At 65.5% G+C, this 21,970-nt stretch carries 8 protein-coding genes; 2 read left to right on the forward strand and 6 right to left on the reverse strand.

All coding sequences use genetic code 11. The features are described 5' to 3' along the window. Positions 1 to 60: 60 nt before the first annotated feature. From F6S87_RS01155 to F6S87_RS01165, 3 genes are all read right to left on the reverse strand, one after another. Entirely contained in the window at positions 61 to 1,668 is a 1,608-nt protein-coding gene (locus tag F6S87_RS01155; protein WP_163226844.1) for a L,D-transpeptidase, read from the reverse strand. 216 nt (positions 1,669 to 1,884) lie between these two features. After that, positions 1,885 to 5,217: a DEAD/DEAH box helicase gene (locus F6S87_RS01160; RefSeq protein ID WP_163226845.1), complete on the reverse strand. Its 3,333-nt coding sequence runs from the start codon at positions 5,215 to 5,217 to the stop codon at positions 1,885 to 1,887. A gap of 216 nt (positions 5,218 to 5,433) precedes the next feature. After that, the gene (locus F6S87_RS01165; RefSeq protein ID WP_163226846.1) at positions 5,434 to 7,116 is read right to left on the reverse strand and encodes a CTP synthase; all 1,683 of its coding nucleotides are present in this window, start codon (positions 7,114 to 7,116) and stop codon (positions 5,434 to 5,436) included. Positions 7,117 to 7,370: 254 nt separating this feature from the next. On the opposite strand from F6S87_RS01165, the gene F6S87_RS01170 reads away from it, so the two are divergent. Then, positions 7,371 to 8,435, forward strand: a complete 1,065-nt coding sequence (locus F6S87_RS01170; protein ID WP_163226847.1) for an AAA family ATPase — start codon at positions 7,371 to 7,373, stop codon at positions 8,433 to 8,435. Further along, a complete protein-coding gene (locus F6S87_RS01175) occupies positions 8,432 to 12,547 on the forward strand; it encodes a transglutaminaseTgpA domain-containing protein (protein WP_163226848.1) in 4,116 nt (1,371 codons plus the stop codon). The genes F6S87_RS01170 and F6S87_RS01175 overlap by 4 nt, the downstream gene beginning before the upstream one ends. A gap of 2 nt (positions 12,548 to 12,549) precedes the next feature. Here F6S87_RS01175 and F6S87_RS01180 read toward each other — a convergent pair whose 3' ends face one another. The 3 genes from F6S87_RS01180 to F6S87_RS01190 form a co-directional block, all read right to left on the reverse strand. After that, positions 12,550 to 14,766 (reverse strand): alpha-amylase family glycosyl hydrolase, encoded by a 2,217-nt coding sequence (locus F6S87_RS01180; protein WP_331270741.1) that lies wholly within the window; start codon positions 14,764 to 14,766, stop codon positions 12,550 to 12,552. Between the two features lie 271 nt (positions 14,767 to 15,037). Further along, on the reverse strand, positions 15,038 to 20,323 hold the full coding sequence (gene pulA, locus F6S87_RS01185) for a type I pullulanase (protein ID WP_163226849.1): 5,286 nt from the start codon (positions 20,321 to 20,323) through the stop codon (positions 15,038 to 15,040). 1,157 nt (positions 20,324 to 21,480) lie between these two features. Then, a complete protein-coding gene (locus F6S87_RS01190) occupies positions 21,481 to 21,945 on the reverse strand; it encodes a type II 3-dehydroquinate dehydratase (protein ID WP_163226850.1) in 465 nt (154 codons plus the stop codon). Positions 21,946 to 21,970: the final 25 nt, after the last annotated feature.

Genomic DNA, 21,970 nt, shown 5'->3' on the forward strand with positions numbered 1-21,970 from the left:
GGGGCGACCGGAATTTCCGTTCCGGTCGCCCCCTCGACTGTCATGCGCGACGCCGCGACGTCACTGCTGGACGTGCAATGTCACGCCCATGATCGCGAAGTCGTAGACCTCCTCGGCGACGTCCCAGCCGATGCCCATGCAGCCGTGCGACGTGTTCTTCGTGTAGGCGGCGATCTGTGCGTCACTCCACGGCTCCGACGTCGCGATGCGGTGGATGGCGCAGCCGGACTTCGAGAAGTAGTTGACGTAGCCGACGTTCGGCGCGTCCCAGCTTTCGGTCTCGCCGGTCGACGTCGTCAGCGTGCCGGTCATGTTCTGGCTGTCGTACTTGAGCCAGATCTTGAAGTCGCCGGTCGGCGTGCAGAAGTCGCCGGTGCATTCGCCGGTCTTGAAGTCATTGCCCATGCCGCACAGGAAGTGGACGACCTTGATGGCCTTGCCGTTCTCGTACAACGTCAGCGTGTGGTCGGACAGGTCGGCGACCATGTGGCGCACCGTCTTGTTGACCTTCATCGCCGTGAACGTGCCGTCGACGCTGACCTTCGTCGTGCCGTCGACGATCGCCTTGGCGGCGTCGACGCCGACGTTGTCGTCCGCGCCGTCGTCGATCGTGACGCCGTCGTGGCCCTTCGTCGTGACCTGCAGCACGTCGCCGTCGTTGTTGACGATCTCGTCCTGCTCGCTGGCCGTCGCCGACAGGTTGGCCTTGATGTTCTTGTCGTACCAGTCCTGCAGCTTCGCCGAGTCGATGACGAGGTTGTCGACGACGTAGTCGCCGTCGGAGGCGGTCTCCTGCGTGGCGGACGGGTCGATCGTCGTCGCGTCGAGCAGCGCCTCGGCCGTGAACGTGCCGATCGAGTTGCCGTCGACGTCGATCTCGACCGGGTTGTCGACGAGGCCGTCGAGCTTCGTCTTCGCGGCGTTGGCGATGTCGTCGGTGACGGCCGGCTCGATTGTCGTCTCGGTGCCGGTGACGGTCGACGCCTGCTTCGTGCCGAACGACTCGACGACGGCGACGGCCTCGTTGGCGACCGGTGTCGGGTCGATGCCGGTGCCAGTGACGGCGTCGACGACCTCGATGTTGCCGTCGTCGTCGAGCTGCAGCGACGCGTTGACGGCGGCCGTGGCGCCGGAGACGCCGAAGTCATTGTTGAGCTTGGTCGCGTCGATGCCGGACAGGTCGATCGTCGGCGTGACGTCGACGGTGGTCCACGGGCTGTACCATTCCCACCACGCGAGGTCGCGCTTGGCCTGCTCGGCCTGGTCGGCGATCGAGTCCGCGTCGACGGTGATGCCGAGGTCGGAAAGCGTCACGTCGACGGTCTTGCCGTCGTAGCTGACCGGCACCTTCGTGTCGGCGACGGTTTCGTTGATCTCGTCGGCGATCTGCTGCGTGCTCTTGCCGGTCATCGACGTGCCCCACAGCGAGACGCCGGGCAGCGTGTGCGACTGGAAGAACCAGGCGGTGCAGCCGGCCGCGGCCGCGAGGACGACGATGGCGCCGCCGACGATCCACGGCCAGACATGGCGCTTCTTCGCCGCCGGAGCGCTGGCGCCGGCGCCGGCCAGCTCGTTGGCGGCGTCGAAATCGTCGAGGGTCACGCGGCCGTCGTCACCGGACGAATCGTCCTTCCACTGGCCGTCGTTGTCGAACGATCCATCAGTCATATCGATCCTCGTGTCTCTATGCAATTCGCGAAGCTGTTCGTCATGAAGCTGTCCGTCATGAGGCTGCTCGCCCGGAAGCGGCGCTGTCCGCGCCGTCGGCCCCTCCGGCTGACAATCACCGGGGCGGTGTCCAATTGCTCTCTGTCGTAAAACCCTTCAATTATGCACCGCTCCCTCGCCCAAACCAATGCCTGCAACCCGGACTTAACAGGATTTTCATAGAAAGAATTGAGAATCCGTTTCGCTCCCCGGCCGCGTCGGGGGCATGCCGACGGCGTCGTCGACAGGCGAAACACGGAACGAGGAGAGCCGTTTTCCCCGGGCAAGCACCGGTCCGAGCATTGCCTTGGCTTCCTCCAGATAGGCACAGCGCAGCTTGTTTCCGTCATATATGGTCTGGAGAATGCCGTTGCGATAGCCAAGCGGTGTGCACAGCCAATGCTTGACACCGTCCCGGTAAGCCTTCCGGATATAGCCATTATCCTCGAGAATCTTGTTCGCGGCCTCGGCATCAAGGAAAGGCGGGAAATCCGAATCACGGGCAAGTTCCTTCAGCCGAGCTGACAGCGAGCAGCCTCCGCTCTCCAAGGATTCTTTCCATGAGAGGACGGGAATTCCAAACACTGTGCGCTGGGCTCCATTGCGGGAAACGACGAGAGGACCGTCAATAGAGATTTCCTTAACGCACTCCCGTTCGTCAACGTTCGTCTGCTCTTTGGCATGCCTGAAGAACATCGACATCACGCGGCGAGTATCCTGCAGTCGCCGCGGCGCACAAAACATAACGAACGCGTCCTTCGCACGGGACACGGCGACGTTCATCAGGTTGGGGTGCTGCTCTACGAACCAGGCCTGATCGCTTTCCTGTCCATAGACCGACGAATACAGCACGATCGGGCATTCTGCACCTTGCATCTTGTGGGCCGTGCCAATCCTGAGGTTTCCCAGTTGTCCGCGGCGGAGGAAACATCGTTGTCGCACGGTGTCAAGAAGCATGCGCTCCTGCGCTTCGAACGGCGTCACGATGGCCAGACAGTCTGCCAGGGCCTTGACGTCGTCTGATTCGTATCGACGAAGAATGTCCTCGCCATGAGCGTTAATCCAGTCGACGATCGCTTCGGCTTCCGCCTTGTTCTTGCGACTTGTCCCCACTCGCTCCGACCGCGAGCCGGGAACAAGCACGTATGACAGCGGCTTGGCGACCGGCACGCCATTGCTGTCTTGTTCTTTGTCTGTTTTCCTGCATGACACCAGATTGCTGTCATATGACAGCTCGTTGCAGTACTCGATTATTTCCGGCATGCAGCGGTAATGCTCAGCCAGGAAGAGTCCCGGAGCGGTATCCCCTTCGGAGTTCTTGACATCCGTCATCGTTTTCCATCGTGTCCTGCTGCCTGCCAGACGCAGGATGCTCGATGGCCGCGACGCGGTGAGCCCGATATCCTCCATATGCTGCCACAGTGTTTCATCCACGCCGCTGGATGACGAATACTCGTTGTCGAGATCGGGCTCGCATGACCAGACCGGGTCAAGCTGCTTGACGTCGCCAGCCACGACGGCCTTCTTTGCGAGCGCGAATGCGCCAAGCGCTTTTGTAGTGTCGACCTGTCCAGCCTCGTCGACAACGAGCATGTCGATTCGCTGAAAATCGGGATGCACGTTCTGTCGACGGCCGCCTGACGTTTCCGACGAGGCAGTGAAATTATCCGCCAGCTTTGCTGTGGTCATGACCATGACGGGTGTCAGGTTCGCGAGTTGGCCCCAGTACCGATCATTGACTGTCGGGAGGTTCTTGTCGTGATCGACGGTGCCGAGAATGGCATCGGCCTTGCAATCTTCGAACCATCGGGCTTCGAAAATATGCACGGCCAGCCAGAATTCGCAAAAACGCACCGTGGTGTCCAATGCCTCGTCAAGACGCCGCATGCGCTCGCCGATCGGTAGTGGACTATCTTCATGTTGCCAGCCATCTTTGCTCTTCGAATCCTCCCAGTGCTCGAGCACATCGAGCTGTTCAGCATCGAGAATGCCGAGCTCGCGAATGTTACGGATTACCGTTTCGCATGATGCCTTCCGTTGCCGCCACCATCGGATGCACCTGCCAATGAACGACGACGGGAATGGCGTCGACTCACGTTCAACCGCATCGATGAGTGCCATTCGCTGGGAATCGAGACGCCTGAGCAAGTCGGTCAGTTGCAGGCGAAGCTGGCGTGCGCCTTCGTCCTTATCCTCGGGGAAAAGAAAAACTTGTCCGCTCAGGGTCAGGAGCTGTTCGGCTTTTTCGAGAAAAAGAGGAAGCGCGCTGTCGACGTAGTTCTTATTCGAATATTGAAGATATAATCCTTCGCCCTGCCTCCGTTCGCATGGTAGTTCCTTGCTGACGGACTGCGACCATTTGCCATTGGCCGGCAGGTAGACGCCGATCCCGGACAACACGCCTTCTCCCATGCCATTTGCAGTGGCCTGTGGAATCCAGCGGTGGTCGAGGAGTCCCGTGTTGTCCTTGGCGATAGTGGCGAAGGCGTCAATGAGGTTGGTGACGGCCTGGTTGTTCGTCGACGTGCCCACGATGACGGGTGCATGGTCGGCGCCGCCGAGCGCTGCCGTGACGATTTCGTGGGCGATCATGTTCTGGATGGAGGCAGTCTTGCCGGTTCCGGGAGGGCCGCTCACGGCAAGCACGTCTCCGGTGCGCAATTCGGTGTAGTGATGAATCGCCACGCGCTGGGAAAGACTCGGCGCGTACCGTGATGCGGCACAGCCACGGCATGCCCTCATCCGGTCGACGATGGCGTGGTCGAATGGCTGCTGATTGAAATCCTCCGCGGGAACCTGGGACATAATTCGTCTGTTGTCTTCCACCATGGTTTTAAGCAATGGAAGATTGCCGACATGCTCGCACTCGTCGTAGATATTCTTCATCTGACCGTAACTCTTGATGACGGGATTGCGGGCAATGAAGCACGGTTCCCACGTGTTCTTGAACCGAACGGGCTGAGTGGCGGACATGCCATTGGCCGGGACATTGGCGTAATCGTTCGCAACATTCCCGTAGAGCCGATTGGCCGAATTGAGATAATCTCTCCACTGTTCATCCTTGGTTCGGTTCCTGTTCGGCCTGTACGGGTGGCGATGCTGGCGGAATGACGAAAAGGTACCGACACAATATGGTCTCGTTACTTGCCGCCCATGAAGATCGGCGAGGTATTTCCTTGGAATCCACGGCCCGTCGCTTCTCGTATCAATGGACAGCTGGCCGCGTCGATTAAGCCGGGCCGGAACCAGCATCAGGGCCTCGGGATCGAGTCTGTCGTCGGGATAAGTCAGAACGATCCATGCCAGGACTACATCGATGCCTTCGGCACTGTCATTGCGAGTAAAGAGTCGCCTTGCCTGTGCGGGATCAATGGCGCCGCCCCATACCGCGTTCTTCGGGACCGTGATGAACGAATCGTTTTCTCTGAACGTTTGCGACACCAGCAAGTCATTGTCGATGCTGTCGGAACAGTATCGGAAAATCGTGCGACTGTCGACACTCCATCCCATGCGCAACTCCTGTCGGTCATGTCATGCCGACGCTCCGTGCCGGCTCGACGACAGACATGGTAGTGCGTAACCCGTCCGGTTTTCCCCAGCTGTTCGAATGGCAGCCGCTCCCCGCTGACCTGATGGCACACAAGAGGGCCCGCATTCCTGACGGGATGCGGGCCCTTGCGATTATCGACCGTTCGGGACGGTCACGATCTCACGCTGCTTGCCGGATCAGTCCTCGACGCGGGAGGACGTGCGGGCGGCCTGGTGGTCGAGGGAAGCCTTGACGAGGCCCTCGAACAGCGGGTGCGGCTTCGTCGGGCGGGACTTGAACTCCGGGTGGGCCTGCGTGGCGACATAGAACGGGTGCACCTCGCGCGGCAGCTCGACGAACTCGGTGAGCTCGCCGTCCGGGCTTTGGCCGGAAATGACGAGGCCGCCTTCGCGCAGCATGTCCTTGTACGCGACATTCACCTCGTAACGGTGACGGTGACGCTCGGTGACGTGCGTCGTGCCGTACAGCTCGGCGACGATCGAGCCTTCCTCGAGCTCGGCCGGGTAGGAGCCGAGGCGCATCGTGTGACCCATGTCGCCCTTGCCGGCGACGATGTCCTTCTGCTCCTCCATCGTGGCGATGACCGGGGCCGGGCAGTCCGGCTCGAATTCGGTGGAGCCGGCGTTCTCGATGCCGAGGACGTCGCGGGCGTATTCGATGACCATCGACTGCAGGCCGAGACACAGGCCCAGCGCCGGCAGCTTGTGCTCGCGGGCGAAGCGCAGCGCGCCGATCTTGCCCTCGATGCCGCGGATGCCGAAGCCGCCCGGGATGACGATGCCGTCGACCTGGTCGAGCGCGGCGGCCGCGCCTTCCTCGGTCTCGCACAGGTCCGCGGCGACCCACTTGACGTTGACCTTCGCGAAGTTGCCGAAGCCGCCGGCCTTGATGGCCTCGGTGACGGACAGGTAGGCGTCCGGCAGGTCGATGTACTTGCCGACGATCGCGACGTTGACCTCGTGCTTCGGGTGGTGGACACGCTCCAGCAGGTCCTCCCACTCGTCCCAGTCGACGTCGTGGAACGGGAAGCCGAGCTCGCGCACGACGTAGGCGTCGAGACCCTCGTCGAACAGGATCTTCGGCACGTCGTAGATGCTCGGGGCGTCCACGCAGTTGACGACGCCTTCGGAGTCGACGTCGCACATCAGCGAGATCTTGTCCTTGATGGACTGGCCGAGCGGACGGTCGGAGCGCAGCACGAGCGCGTCCGGCGTGATGCCGAGCTGGCGCAGCATCATGACGGAGTGCTGGGTAGGCTTCGTCTTGAGCTCGTGGGCGGCGGCGATGTACGGCACGAGGGAGACGTGCACGAACATGCAGTTCTCCGGGCCGAGTTCGCGGCGGACTTCGCGGGCGGCCTCGAGGAACGGCTGCGACTCGATGTCGCCGACGGTGCCGCCGATCTCGGTGATGATGACATCGACGTCGTCGGCCGCCTGGGCGCGCATGCGCGACTTGATTTCGTTGGTGATGTGAGGAATGACCTGGACGCACTGGCCGAGGTATTCGCCGGCGCGTTCCTTGCGCAGGACTTCCTGGTAGATCTGGCCGGTGGTGACGTTGGCCTTCTGGCTCAGGAACACATCGAGGAAGCGCTCGTAGTGGCCGATGTCGAGATCGGTCTCCGCGCCGTCCTCGGTGACGTAGACTTCGCCGTGCTGGAACGGGTTCATCGTGCCGGGATCGACGTTGATGTAGGGGTCGAGCTTCTGCTGGAGCACCCTGATGCCGCGGCTACGCAGCAGACGGCCGAGAGAGGACGCCGTCAGGCCTTTTCCGAGGGACGACACCACGCCACCGGTCACGAAAATGTGCTTGGTAACGTGCTCTTGGGAATTGCCATGTGTTCTTCTAACCATGGAACTTCATCGTATCATCGCGTTCGGACGCGGTGTGTCTGGAAACGGTGAGGGTTTCGGCAACGATTCCCCCGTGTTTTCCCAGCATTCTCCCAGCAATCTTCCGCCAATATGCGCCAATTGCACGTCGACGGTGACGCCCCGCGTGTCTCGACATCTCATTGGAATCCGTTCGCGGCCCGGCAACGCGGATCGAAGGCTAGGATAGACGTATCCGGACAACTTGCCTGTTGATCCCGTCAAGAAAGAGACCGATGACGATGAGCTCGCTGTTTCATGCCGCCGACAACGACGCCGGCCACGACTCTCCCGCTTCCACCACGCACGCCGCAGCCGGCGACGGCCCGGTGTCGCCCGGCGACCGGTTACGCGCCCTGTACGACAAGCTGCACGACGTGCTGAGCTGTCCGGCGGAATCGCTCGAGCTCGCCGTCGTCACGCTGGCGGCCGGCGGCGACCTGCTGCTCGAGGACGTGCCGGGCGTCGGCAAGACGACGCTGGCGAAGGCGCTGGCCAGGGCGATCGGCGGCGACATGCACCGCATCCAGTTCACGGCCGACATGCTGCCTGGCGACATCACCGGCATGAGCGTCTTCTCGCCGAAGACGCAGGCGTTCGATTTCCATCCGGGCCCCGTGTTCGCGAACATCGTCATCGCCGACGAGATCAACCGCGCCAATCCGAAGACACAGGCGGCGCTGCTGGAGGCGATGGGCGAACGCCATGTCAGCGTCGACGGCGTCACCTATCCGCTGCCGGATCCGTTCTTCGTCATCGCCACGCAGAATCCCGTCGAGATGGAAGGCACCTATCCGCTTCCGGAGGCGCAGCTCGACCGGTTCATGGCCAGGACGAGCTTCGGCTATCCGACGCGCAGCCGCGAGATCAGGATGATCGTCGAGACCGGCACGGCGGCCGTCGCCGAGCATCGCGGTGATCCGACGGCCACGCTCGAACCGGTGTGCACGACGGCGCAGATGAGCGCCATCCAGCGGGCGGCCCGCGCCGTCACGCTCGGCGAGGCCGTCGCCGGCTATATCGTCGACATCGCCGACGCCACCCGGCACGATCCGTCGATCAGGTTCGGCGCGTCGCCGCGCGCGTCGCTGCAGCTCGCGTCGCTGGCGCGCGCCCGGGCCCTGTTCCACGGGCGCGACTACGTGCTGCCGGAGGATGTGCGCGAGCTGGCCGTGCCGGCCCTCGCCCACCGTCTCGCCGTCGCGGCGGACGCCGTCGGCTCCGCCGGCGACACGAGGACAATGCAGCAGGATCTCGTGTCGGCCGTCGTCGCCGACGTGCGGCCGCCGAGGGCGACATGAGCCGGGCGGACGGCCCGCGCCGCGAGCGCCGGCAGCGCCCTCCGCGACGCCATCGGCATGGCGTGTTCCGGCCGACGGTCGGCGGCTGGCTGATGCTGCTGGCGACGGCGGCGGCGTGGGCGGCGGCGCTGTGGCTGCGCAGTCGTGGTCCGGTTGCCGTTGCGGTGGCGCTGTCGACGGTCTGCGTGCTTGCCGTCATGTGTTCGCTTGTCCAGTTCGTGGCGCTGCGGATGGTCTGTCCGGCGAATCGTCGCCGGAAGCATCGTCGGCGGCGTCGCGGGAACGATGCCGCTTCTTCGACTGCATCCGGGGTTTCGGTCTGGACGATGCTCGCCCCGCCGGCCGTGCGGCTTGTCGCCGACGTCGACCGGATCGACGAGGACGGCGCCGTCGTCGAACGGCTGCAGGGTGCGGTGTCGTCGGCGCTGGACGACGACGTGAGGTTGCCGCGTCGTCGCGGCCTGTTCCGCCTGGTCGCGCACGAGGCGAGCTGGCGTGGCCTGTTCGGCCTGGTGTTCGTGCGCACGGTGCTGCGTTCGGACACCGAATTCGGGGTCGTGCCGGACGGGACCGGCCGGCCGGCGCCGACGGAGGCCCGTCCGGGCAGCAAGACCGGAATGTCCGACGAGCGTTCGGGCCAGATTCGCGAGTACATGCCGGGAGATACGCCACATGCGATCGCGTGGCGGCATTCGGCGCGTACCGGCGAGCTGATGACGAAGCTGACCGAACGCGACGAGCGGCGCACCGTGCTCGTCGTCGTCGACCCGGCCACGGGAGCCGGCGACGACGGCGGTTCCGGTGCCGCGCATCCGACGACGGCACACGATTCCTCCCCGCTCGACCATGCCGTGGCCGCCGTGTTCGCGGCGTTTCCCGAACTTGCCTCCCCGCGGGACCCGCATGCCGCCGGACGACAGCCGACGAGGATCGTCGTGACCGATGGCGTCCATGTCGCGGCGACGCCGGCCGGACGGTTGCGGCTGCTGGCCGCCCTCGAACCGTCCGCCACGTCGGCCTCCCGCCGGGAAATCGACGGTGTCGTCGCCGCGCTGAAGCGCCGGCTGGGAGGCACCGTGACGGTCTGGCGTCCGTCCGGTGCCGACATCGCGGCGCAGCGCGCGGCCGGCACGCCACCGCTGCTCACCGTCCGCTTCCGTGCTTCGGGTATCGCGTCGGTCCGTCGCGCCGCGAGGAAGACGGCATCCGCATCGTCCTCCCCCACTGCGGCTTCCGCTCTGGCTCTGCCCTGTTGCGCCCCGGTATCCGTTATCCGTCACGTCCTCTCGTCCGTCGCGCTGTTCGCCGGCATCGTGCTGCCGGCGGCAACGCTGACGAACGTCGTCCGCCCCGGCCTGTGGACGGTGTATGCCGTTGCCGGTCTCGCGTGGATCGCCGTCATGACGGCCGTGCCGTTGCGCCGCCATCCGCTGTCGGATAACGTGCGGGCACTGGTCACGACCGTCGTGCTCGTGCTCGGCGCCGCCGGTTTCGCCGCGGTGGCCGTGCACGCGGACGTGCTGTCGACGACGACGATGTCGGCCTCGTCGCCGGCGTCACGGGCGCTGGCCGGCATGCCGTGGTACCGGCTCGCCGTCGCCGACTTCAGGCTCGGCGTCGCCGCGCTGGGCCGCCAGCTGCCGCCGGTGACCGTTTCGGGCGCCGGCGCCGACCTCGTCGTCCTCGTCGCCGTGCTGTTTGTCCTCGTGCTCGTGCGCTGGATTCTCGCGTTCGGCCGCCGCGCCGTGCCGGTACTGGTGACGGTGGCCGGCGCGCTGTTCGGGGTGGCCGCGTCGTTCGTGCCGGTCACGCCGTCGTGGACGGTACTGGCCGGCTGGGCGGCTTCGCTCGTCGTCGCCCTCGTGACGACGGCCACGCCGGTCGCCGGCGCCGTGCGGCGCGAATCGTTCCGTCGCGTGCCGTCCTCGTCCGCGCCCGGCAGGTCGGGCGAATCGTTGCCGGTTTCAACGACCGGTGCCGCGCGGCGGGCCGCTGTCGCCGTCGCGCGGACAGTGCCGCTGCCGCTCGTCGCGACGCTGGCGGCCGCCGGGCTGACGGTGTCGCTGACGCCGTCGGCGATCACGCTGGCCGAATCGTTCCCGCTGACGGCGAACCCGACGACGGGACTGCTGTCGTCGAACACCGTCAACCCGCTTGTCGACCTGCGCCGCACGCTGGCGGAGGGATCGTCGTCGACGATGCTGTCGTACGACTGGAGCACGACGCTGTACCTGCGAATGACGACGCTGTCCGACTTCGACGGCGACGTGTGGTCGTTCGACGAGTCGCTCGCCGGCACGGCCGACCTGTACGGGTCGGCGGCGTTCGCCAGCGGACAGTCGACCGACGAGAGCGACGGGGACGGCGACGCCACCGTCAATCCCGTCGTCTGGTACGTCACCGAGCTCGTCGACGCCTCCGCCTGGCGCACCGTCTCCTCCTCCTACGCCGCCGACCAGTCCAGTCCGCTGACCGTCGACGACTCGACGTCGCGAGCCGCCATCGACACGCTCGACGACCTTGTCGTCGAGCCCGAACTGTTCATCACGAACCTCGAGTCGCGATTCCTGCCCGTTGCCGGCTTCCCGCTGACCCTGCAGTCCGGCGCACGCAGGACCGGCGACGCCGCGACCGGCACCGATACCGGCGACCAGGGATACCTCGACGCGACCACCGGGGAAACCGACGACGCGGACGTCGACATCACCGTCGAATCCACCGGCGAGAGCCAGTCGACCGTCGAGAACCGGACCTCCGCGAACGGCAACGACCTCGACGGCTGGAAATCGCACACCGACGGCACCGTCTACAACACCGACAGCACGACGTTCCGCGGCCAGCGCTACGTCGCCAACGGCGTCTACCTGACGCCGATCACGTCGACCGATTCGTTCGGACAGCTCGAACAGCTCGCCGACATCGCCGACTACCTGAAGACGGCGCCGGGCTTCTCGACGCTCGGCTACTGGGACACGCTCGACGACAACGAGGCCGCCGTGCGCGCCGAATACGCGACGCTGCCGGCCGGCGAATCGCTGCCGTCGCAGGTCACCGACGTCGTCGACGCGGCCAGGAAAGCCGGCGTCGACACCGACGCCGTTGCCGCCGGCTCTCGAAGCGCCGAGCTCGCCGCGCTCAAGTATCTCGTCGGCTACTTCACCGACCCGGATTCCGGCTTCGTCTACTCGCTGTCGACGCCGGACGGCAACGCCCACGACAACATGGCGACGATCGCCAGCTTCCTCGACCGCAAGTCCGGCTACTGCCAGCACTACGCGAGCGCGCTCGCCATCCTGGGTCGCGCGATGGGACTGCCGACGAGGATGGTGCTCGGCTACATCGCCAAGCCGGCCCCGCAGCAGGGCGAAGGTCGACAGTCGGCGACGGGATTCCTCAAGGAGTACGACGTCGCGTCCGACCAGCTGCACGCCTGGACCGAAGTCTACGTGTCCGGCGTCGGCTGGGTGCCGTTCGACGTGACGCCGGCGACTACCGCCGACGGGAACGATTCCTCCGCGTCGGCGTCGGCGTCCGCATCGGCCACCGACGAACCGACCGACCCGGACGCGACGGTGACCGAAGACGAAACCGACGCCGCCGACAGCCAGGCCGCCGCCGACGTCGACGACACGGCCGACGCGGACGGCGGCACGGCGCGTGACATGTCGTGGACGACGGCGCTCGCCGACTGGATGCGTGACCATCCGGCGGGCGCCTGCGTGTGTGCCGCCGGACTGCTCGTTGTCGTGGCCGCGCTTGTCACGGGCATTGTCTTCGGCGTGCGCCGGATGCGGCGGCGTCACAGGATCGACGGCTGGTCGGCGGCGATGGCGCTGGCCGCCGGCGACGGCGCGGGCGACGACGACCGCAATGCCGGCTGGCTGGCCGCGTGGTCGGCGATTCTCGATCGGGCGCGGGAAGCCGGCGTGCAGTTGCCGGCCAGCGCCGACGACCTGCAGATGGCACGGCTGATTTCGGCGACGCCGGAATTTCCGGTGCCGCCGGCGATCGTGACGAAGGTCGCCGGCCAGGCGTCGGCCGCCGCGTTCGGCGGCCGGTGCGAGCCGCTGCCGGCGGCGTGGATTGACGAGATCCTGCCGAAGCGGCGCTGAATTCAGTGGCGCAGCACGACGGCGTCGAGCGGGGCGACATGGACGGTGCCGGTGGCGGCGCCGAGCGGCTGGCCGTCGACGTCGGCGACGTGACCGCCGGCGACGAGGACCGTCCACTCCCCCGTGGCCGGCAGCGTCAGGTCGACCGAGCCGTCGGCATTCGCGGCGGCGAGCGCGTTGTCGTCTGCCACCGTCTTGGCGACGGCGGTCTTGCCGGTGGCCCTCGTGTCTGCAGCGACCTTCGCGTCCGTATCCTTGTCCGTATCCTTGCCGTCGTTGGCGTTGAGGGCGACGAGGTAGACGGCGCCGTCGGATGGGTCGGCGACGGTGTAGGCGACGACGCCGTCGGCGGCCTGCAGCACCGTCGCGGCCTTCGCGATCTCGGCGTACGTCGCAAGCCGGAATGCCGGCACGGCGCGGCGCAGCGCGACTAGGCCGCGCACGTAGTCGGTCGCCTGCATGTACGGCTGCCTGTCCTGGCGGTCCCAGTCGAGCGCGTTGACCGAGTCGCCGGAACGGTACGAGTTGTCGTCGCCGCCCTTCGTGCGCAGGAATTCCTGGCCGACCTGCATTTCGGCGACGCCCTCGGCGAGGAAGACGGCGGCGTCGGCGAGCATCGCGCGGCGCACGCGCGTTTCCTCGTCGTCGGACGGCACCGACGCCTCCAGCTTGTCGTACAGCGTGAAGTTGTCGTGGATCTCGCAGTAGTTGACGACCTGGCCGGGCAGCGCGTAGTCGGCGTCGGATTCGCCGGCCGAACCCAGCATCGCGGTGCCGGAGCCGAGCATGTTGTGCAGGATCAGCGGCTCGAGGCCAGGTTCTCCGGACACGTAGCCGAGCTCGTCGGCATAGAAGACATGGCCCTTGAGGCCGTCGCGGATCGAGTCGTTGAAGAACGCGACCGACGGCGCCTGGCCGACGCCGGCCGACGGGCTCTCGCCGCCGGCGACCGGCGAGGCGGCGCCGACGACGTGCGACGGGTCGGTCAGTTCGGCGGCGTTCATCTGGATGGCCATCTCGGACTTCGGCAGCACCGAGCACATGTCCCAGCCCTCGCCGACGATCAGGATGCCCGGGTCGATGTCGTCGAGCGCGCGGCGCACGGCCTGCATCGTCCCGACATCGTGCAGGCCCATCAGGTCGAAGCGGAAGCCGTCGAGCCGGTATTCGCGCGCCCAGTACGTCACCGAGTCGACGATGTACTTGCGCATCATCGCGCGTTCGGAGGCCGTGTCGTTGCCGCATTCGGAATCGTTCGTCGCGACGCCGTCGTCGTCGGCGCGGAAATAGTAGCCGGGGACGGTCAGGCCGAGCGGCGAACGGACGGCATCGAAGACGTGGTTGTAGACGACGTCCATGATCACGCGCAGGCCGGCGTCGTGCAGGCCCTTGACCATCGTCTTGAGTTCGCGGATGCGCACGGCCGGGTCGGCGACGTCGGTCGAGAACGAGCCTTCCGGCACGTTGTAGTTTTCCGGATCGTAGCCCCAGTTGTAGTTGTCGTCGGTCAGCGGCGCGGTCTCGTCGACGCTCGCGAAGTCGAACATCGGCTGGATCTGCAGGTGTGTGATGCCCAGCCGCTTCAAATAGTCAAGCCCGGTCGGCTGGCCTGCGGCGCTGGTCGTGCCGGGCTCGACGACGCCGAGGTAGGTGCCGCGCAGCGCGGCCGGCACGCCGGATGTCGGGCTCTTCGTGAAGTCGCGAATGTGCGTTTCGGCGACGACGGCGGTGGTCGGGTCGCCGAACGGCGCCATTCTCGGAAAGTCGCCGATCGAGCGCTGTTCGTCGGACAGGACGACGGAGCGGCGTCCGTTGGCGACGGTGGCCGTCGCGTACGGGTCGGGCGAATCGTTGACGGTGCCGTCGGGGAACGTGAGCCGGTAGACGTAGGCGACGTCGGCGCAGTTGCCGTCGACGGTGACGGTCCACACGCCGCTCTTCATGGCGGTCTGCGCGTTGACGCCGGCGACGCCGTCGGCGATCTCGTCGCCGAGCGTCAGCCGGGACATCGGAATGCGGGACGATTCGCGGGCGTGCGGGTCGCGGTCGTCGTCGAAGACGACGAGGTCGACTTCGCTGGCCGTTGGCGCCCACACCTTGAACGTCGTCGATCCGGGGCCCCAGACGGCGCCGAGGTCGTCGCCGTCGTACCGGTATTCGGCATCGATCGCCGCCGCCTGCGCCGGCGTCATCGTCGGGAAAGTCTGCTTGTCAACCACTGTTCGCTCCTTTGTCTGCGGAACTGCAGGTGTGCATATGGGACTGCAGTTGCACGATTCCTGCGCCAAGCCTACTCCGCCACCCCCGTCGGGCTACGCGGTAGACGGAACCTCGGGAAAAATCAAGAAAAAGAAAAGAAAAGGGAGGGTGTCATGGACCCGGGCTGTCAGCCCGGGTCCATGACACCCTCCCAACGGGGACCATCTCCCTACCCGTACCGGCCTATCCTTGCCTTCGCCGGTTCAGCCGCACGGGTCGGGCGACTGGCCTTCAGCCGCGGTGGGCGCCGCGGTGGCGCCTGGCCTCGAGCAGGGCCAGGCCGCCGGCGAGCAGCGCCGCCGTGAGCGCGGCGATCAGGCCAATGTTGCTGCCGGTCGCGGCGAGCGCCGAGACGATGGCCTTCTGGGCGTTGGCCGCTTCCTCGGCCGCGCGCTCGACGGACGTGGTGCCCGTCGTGACGCCGCCGGCGTTGTTGACCTTGGCGCCGTTGACGCCGCCGCCGTTCGCCTTCGACAGGTACAGGACCGTCGCGGACAGCGCCGGCACCGTGTAGGAGCCGCCGTCGTCGATCGTGACGGTGGAGGCCGTCTTCTGGGCGGAGTCGGTGTCGGCGATCGCCGTCGTCGTCGCCGTCGCGTCGCCGTTGCGGACGACGTAGGCGGCGGAGCGGACGGTGCCGTCGGCGGTGGCGGCGGACGTCGACGCCGACGAGGTGGCCGCGTCGGTGGCGCTGTCGGAGACGCCGGTGGACGTGTCCTTGGCGTAGACGGTGTCGCCGTCGACGAGGACCTGGTAGTCGCCACCCTGCGCCTGGACGACGTCGGTCGGCGTGCTGTTGGCGTTGAGCATGACGACGTAGGTGCCGTCATCGTCGGAGATCTGGTAGGCGACGACGCCGTCGGACATCATCAGGATGCGCGAGTTGGCATTGATCTCGTCGTAGTCGGAGGTCCGCAGGGCCGCCGCCGACTTGCGCAGCGCGATGAGTCCCTTGACGTACTCGGCGGACTCGCCGTTGTACTGCTGGCCGAGCAGGTCCCAGTCGAGTTCGTTGACGGAGTCGCCGGCGTTGTACGAGTTGTCGTTGCCGCCCTTCGAGCGCAGGAATTCCTGGCCGAGCTGGATCTCGGAGACGCCGGTGGCGAGCAGGACGGCCGAGTCGGCGAGCATGGCACGCTTGGCGGTCGTCTCTTCCGAGTCGGTCGGCACCGAGGCGCGCAGCTTGTCGTACAGCGTCATGTTGTCGTGGATCTCGGCGTACTGGACAATCTGCGACGAGTTGGCGTACTTGACGTTGGCATTGCCGTTCGAGCACATCGCGGACGCCGAGTACTGGTCGCCGTTCTGGCAGCCGAGCATGTTGTTCGCAATGAGTTCCTCCTCGTCGCCCTTGCCGGACACGAAGCCGGTGTCGGTCGACGAGAACACGGAGCCCTTGAGGCCGTCGCGGATCGAGTCGTTGAAGAACGAGACGGTCGAGTCGTCGGTATTGAGCTCGTAGGCGTTCGGCTGGATGGACATCGTCGACTTGTCGTTGTTGGTGTCCATGTCCCAGCCCTCACCGACGATCAGGATCGTCGGGTCGATCTTGTCGAGCGCGGCGCGCACTTCCTTCATCGTCTCGAGGTCCGTGAGTCCCATGAGGTCGAAGCGGAAGCCGTCGACATTGTAGTTCTTCGCCCAGTAGGTCACCGAGTCGACGATGTACTTGCGCATCATCGCGCGCTCGGAGGCCGTGTCGTTGCCGCAGCCGGAGTTCGACGTCAGGTTGCCGTTCGAGTCGTAGCGGAAGTAGTAGCCCGGCACGGTCAGGTTGAACGCGCTCGTCGCCTCGTCGGCGACGTGGTTGTAGACGACGTCCATGATGACGCGCAGCCCGTTGTCATGCAGCGTCTTGATCATGTCCTTGGCCTCGGTGATGCGCGTCGACGGGTTCGTCGCGTCGGACGAGTACGAGCCTTCCGGCACGTCGTAGTTCTCGGGATCGTAGCCCCAGTTGTAGTTCGAGTCGTCGAGGGCCTTCGTCTCGTCGACGGAGGCGTAGTCGAAGAACGGCTGCAGCTGGACGTGCGTGATGCCGAGTTCCTTGAGGTAGTCGAGGCCGGTCGACTGTCCGGTCGAGTTCGTCGTGCCGGTTTCGGTCAGGCCGAGATACTTGCCGCGGTTCGCCTCGGAGACGCCGGAGGTCGACGACTTCGTGATGTCGCGGATGTCGGTCTCGGCGACGACGGCGTCGGCCGCCCCGCCGGTGAACGGATCCATGCGGTCGAAATCGTCGATCGACTTCTCGTCGTCAGACAGCACGACGGAGCGGTTGCCGTTGACGACGGCGGCCGTCGCGTACGGGTCGGGCGAATCGTTGACGGTGCCGTCGGCGAACGTGACGCGGTACGTGTAGGCGGTGTCGGCAAGGTCGCCGGGCACCGTCACGCTCCAGACGTTGTCGGCCTGCGTCATCGGCGTCGACGACGATTCGGCGGCGTCGGCCGTCGTGTCGTCGGCGTAGAAGACGACGGAGACGGAGGTCGCCGTCGGCGCCCACAGCTTGAACGTCGTCGACTTGGCGGACCAGGTCGCGCCGAGGTCGTCGCCGTCATAGGCGTACTGCTTGTCGAACGCGTCGGTGCGGACGACGGCGCCGGCCGTGGCCGTGGCGCTGCCGTTCTCCTTCGTCGCGACGGTGTAGGCGCCGGCGACGTCGAGGTCGTCCTTCGTCGTGATCGTCATCGTCGTGCCGTCGACCTTGACGTCGGACACGTCGACGGACTTGCCGTCGGCGTCGGTGACGGTCACGTCGTCGGCCGTCAGGTCGGCGGTGTTGCTGAACTTGCCGGAGATCGTGTTCATCGTCGCGATCTCGGCCGTCGACAGCACGGTCGCCTGCGACGGCTGGGCGGTGTAGACGGTGTCGTCGTCCTGCATCAGCCAGATCTCGGCCTTCGCGGTGCCCGTCGACTGGTCGTAGACGATCGCGTCGGACGGGATGTTGAGGTTGGCGGTCTGCTTAGTCCAGCTGTCCTTGCCGTAGCGGGCGATGACGCCGAAGTCGGACGTCGTGCCGGCGACGGTCTTGTAGTTCTTGAACGTGGCCGTGGCGACCTCGCCGAAGTCGTCATGCGACGAGAACAGCGCGGAGAAGCCGTTCGTGTTGCCGTTCCACGTCCAGATGTCCCACTGCGGGATCTTCGTGGAAGTGTCGGCGGCGTTGTAGTACAGGCCGTCGTTGCGATAGTAGTGGATCGTCACGTCGACGGTGGACGCCTTGCACGAGTAGTCGGACGGCTGCGTCGTCTGCGTCGCCGGATCGTCGCCGGTGCCGTCGTAGTTCGACGCGTCGATCCAGACTTCCGCCGTGCCGTCGGCGCCGATCGTCAGCGTGCGGTCGGCCTGGCCGATCTTGCTCGACCAGTCGGTCGTCGAGACGATGAGTCCCATCGTGCTGAACGATCCGTCGAACGTCAGCTCGGCGACCTTGCCCCAGCAGTCCTCGCCGGTCCAGTCGTACCACTGATTGCCGGCGGAATTGCCGCTGGCGTCGGTGCCCCAGATCCACAGCTTGCGGTCCTGGTTGTCGGATGGCGCCCTGTAGTGCACGACGATTCTCGTCTGCTGGCTGGCCGGGGACGGATCGTCGTACCTGATGTCCCCGACGCCCGAGACCGTCGCCTTCGTGATGCCCTCGGCGAGCTGGTAGTTGGCGCTGTTGTTGTTGTCCCAGTTGCCGCTGCCGTCGGTGAAGCAGACCTGCGCGGACTTGCCGCCGGTCTTGATGTCGTACGACCAGTACCCGTTGCCGAGGTCGGTCATCGCGATGTTCGTCGCGGCGGACCAGTCGTTGTCGAGGCCGTAGTAGATGTAGACCTTGTCCCAGGCGTTCGGGTTCTTGTAGTAGACCGTCATCGTCGTGTCGTCCGGCAGCGTCGCGTCGCTCGTGACGGTGAGCGTCGGGTCGGACGGGTCGGTGGCGACGGACGAGTCGGCGTGGCTGGCCTCGGTGGCCGCGGCGTCGAGGGCGATCGCCGACATCGCGCCGATCGTCGTCGTGATGGTGCCGTTCTTGACGGTCACGGTCTTCGAGCAGTCCTCCGAACCGTAGACGTCGCAGTAGATGCCGTCGGGCAGCGTCGTCGTGTAGTTGGCCTGATAGTCCGTCGACGTGTTGTTGATGGCGACGAAGCCGACATTGCCGCGCGAGAACGCGATGTTGTTGTCGCCGTCGTCCTGCCAGTCGGTGACCTCGGTGCCGTTGACGGTGTTATGGAAGCCGATCATGCCGCGGGTGGACGTCCAGCGCTGCTCGCAGTTCCAGTCGGACGTGTTCGTCGAGCACGCCTCGTCCATGTCGACGTCGGGCACCGACGTGGCGGTGGCGCCCGGGGCGCCGTCGTCGGAGTTGTCCCACTTGTAGTCGGACAGCAGTCGCGGCGTGCCGTAGTCGTAGGCGAGCATGAACGCGTTGGCGAGCTGGTAGACGGCGCCGTCCTTGTAGGTGAGGGCGCCCTCGGAGCGGGCCGTGTCCCAGTTCGTCACGAAGACGTTGGCGTCCTCGGACGGGATGGCGTACTGGTTCGACGACGTGTCGCCGAGCCTCGTCGACAGGTCCTTGAGCTGCGCGATGGAGCCCTTGAACTTCTGGTTGAGGTCGGCCTTGTAGTCGAACTGCGTGACAGTGCCGTTCTGGAAGTAGTTGTACGGCTGGATGCCGGCGGCCTCGGACGTGTTGCCGATCGTCTCCTGGATCCAGTAGATGCTGTCGGCGGAGACGCCAACCTTCGTGGCCATCTGCTCCTTGATGGCCTTGAGCGAGTCTGTGTTGATGTGCTTGGCCGCGTCGATGCGGAAGCCGGTGACGCCGAGATCGTAGAGCTTGGCGAGATAGTCGGACTGGATGTCCTGGATCTTCGCGGACTCGGAGTCGAAGTCCCACATCGAGCTCAGGCGGCCCTCCTGGACCTCGGTCTGGTTCGTGTAGTCGGAGATCGACTTGCCGTTCTCGTAGTCGTGGAAGTCGGCGGACGTCAGGCCGTCGGGATACTGGTCGCTCTCGCCGGTGAAGCCCGGATAGGTGCCCTCCTCGCCGTTGTAGACGGTGCCGGCGGTGCCGGTCTGGTCGCCGTCGGCGACGTCGGAGCCGGTCGTCTGGTTGAGGACGACGTCGGCGATGATGCCGACTCCGGCCGCCGAACAGGTCTGCACCATGTTCTTGAACTCGTCCTCGGTGCCGAGCTTCGAGTCGAGCTTGTAGCTGACCGGCTGGTACGAGGTCCACCACTGGGTGCCCTGGATCGACTCCTGGGGCGGCGAGACCTCGACGTAGGCCACGCCTTCGGGCCCGTAGGTGCTCGTGCATTCCTTCGCGATCGTGTTCCAGGTCTGCTGGAACGCGATCACCTGCACGTCGGTCGCCGTCGTGGCCGTCGACGGATCGACGGACGGCGTGTCGGTCGCCAGCGCGGTACCGGGGTTGGCCAGTATGCAGCCGGCAAGCACCGTGGCTGTCGCGGCGACCAGTCCGGTCGCGCGCCAACCGGTGCGAGTGGATAGTGATCTACCCATCCTTCCTCCATTGGTTGCTCTCGGGCGGCCCGCTCGCGACTGTGTGAAGACGGTCGACATCGACGCGGCGAGATTCGGACCTCCCTGGTGGTTGGTGTATGCATCTCCCCGCCGGGTTCACGCCGGCGACTTCCATCGGGGTTCTCTTCTCCATCGACGATGCATACGTTTTCATGAAAGTCGTGTGACATTATACGCAAAATATCCACAAGAAACCCGCAAAATGCTTACACAACATACCATCGATTTTGATAGTTTCGGCCAGATCCAAGGTGTAAACGTTTTACGACTTTCTTGTAATTTTGAACAATTCTCCCGCGTTCGGTGCATTTTCCGGCCTTTTCTTCCCTCTCGCGACGACGTTGCGACAGCACACTTCCCGATGTCTGCCATGCGGTCACTTCACGGACATGAACCTATGCTGTACGTTTCCTGTGCAAACGATTTCAGTTGTCCGGATGCCTGCCCGGAGGTCGAGGACCGTGAAACAGGACGAAGAACGGGCGCGCGAATCGCCGGGACAGGCGGAAGAATCGTCGCCGAATACCAGGATGCCGCCAAATACGAAAAATCGCCGCAGACGGCCGGAATCCTCCCAACCATCTGCAGCGTTCCCGTGAATCTGAGAACCCCCGCCGTCCATGACGGATGGCGAGTCTGCAGTTTCAATTGAAAACCAATACCCCGTTAGCGGCTTTCATTGCCAAGCCGCGAGTTCCCCAACCAGAACCCACGGTCCGCAATCCCCTCGGCTTGCGCCTACCGTGCTGCGGGCGAGCGTTGTTCCGGCGAAGCCGAAGTCTTGCGGGCCGACAGCCTAATCCATCATGGTCTCCCACGATGGCCACTTAGTCCAGTGTAGTCGACCTGAGCGATAATCGACAGCCCAATACCCCCGTCATTTAGCCGAAAGCAAGGGATCGGACGCTAACTGGACAGTCGCTTGGCAAAAGTCCCGACGGCGGTCACCCCCGTCGCGACGGCGACGCCGGCGTCACGGAAGCCACGCGGCTTCTCCCGTTTTTCGAAAACTCCGCCGTCCGGACCAATCCGCATGCCGGACGGCGGTCCGGACGGTCCGCCGGCATGTGTCGGCGCGGCAGGGGCGGGACTGCCCGTCCGGGAAGCTTCCCGTCCTCCGCCGGGGAGCCGCGCCGTCAGTCGTCGGCCGGCGTCAGGCCCATGATGTGGGCGATCGCCTCGAGAGCGAGCCGGTAGCCAAAGAAGCCGAGGCCGGTGATCGTGCCGGTGGCGACCGGCGAGATGACCGAGCGCTTGCGGAACTCGTCGCGGGCGCTCGGGTTCGAGATGTGCACTTCCATCAGCGGCAGGCCGGCGTCGCCGACCATGTGCGCGGCGTCCGCCAGGCCGTACGAATAGTGGGTGAACGCGGCCGGGTTCATGACGACCGGCGTGCCGTTGTCGGCTGCCTCGTGCATCCAGCCGATCATCTCGGCCTCGTCGTCGGTCTGCCGCACCTCGACGGCCTCGAAGCCGAATTCCCTTCCCCACTGCTCGCACTGCCGCGTCAGTTCGGCGAGGTCCTGCCTGCCGTACACGTCGGGCTGACGGACGCCGAGCCGTCCGAGGTTGGGTCCGTTGACGACGATTGCCTTCACCATGTGCCTGCTCCTTGCTGGATTGCCT

This window comes from Bifidobacterium choloepi (genome assembly GCF_010667615.1).
Taxonomy (GTDB): domain Bacteria; phylum Actinomycetota; class Actinomycetes; order Actinomycetales; family Bifidobacteriaceae; genus Bifidobacterium; species Bifidobacterium choloepi.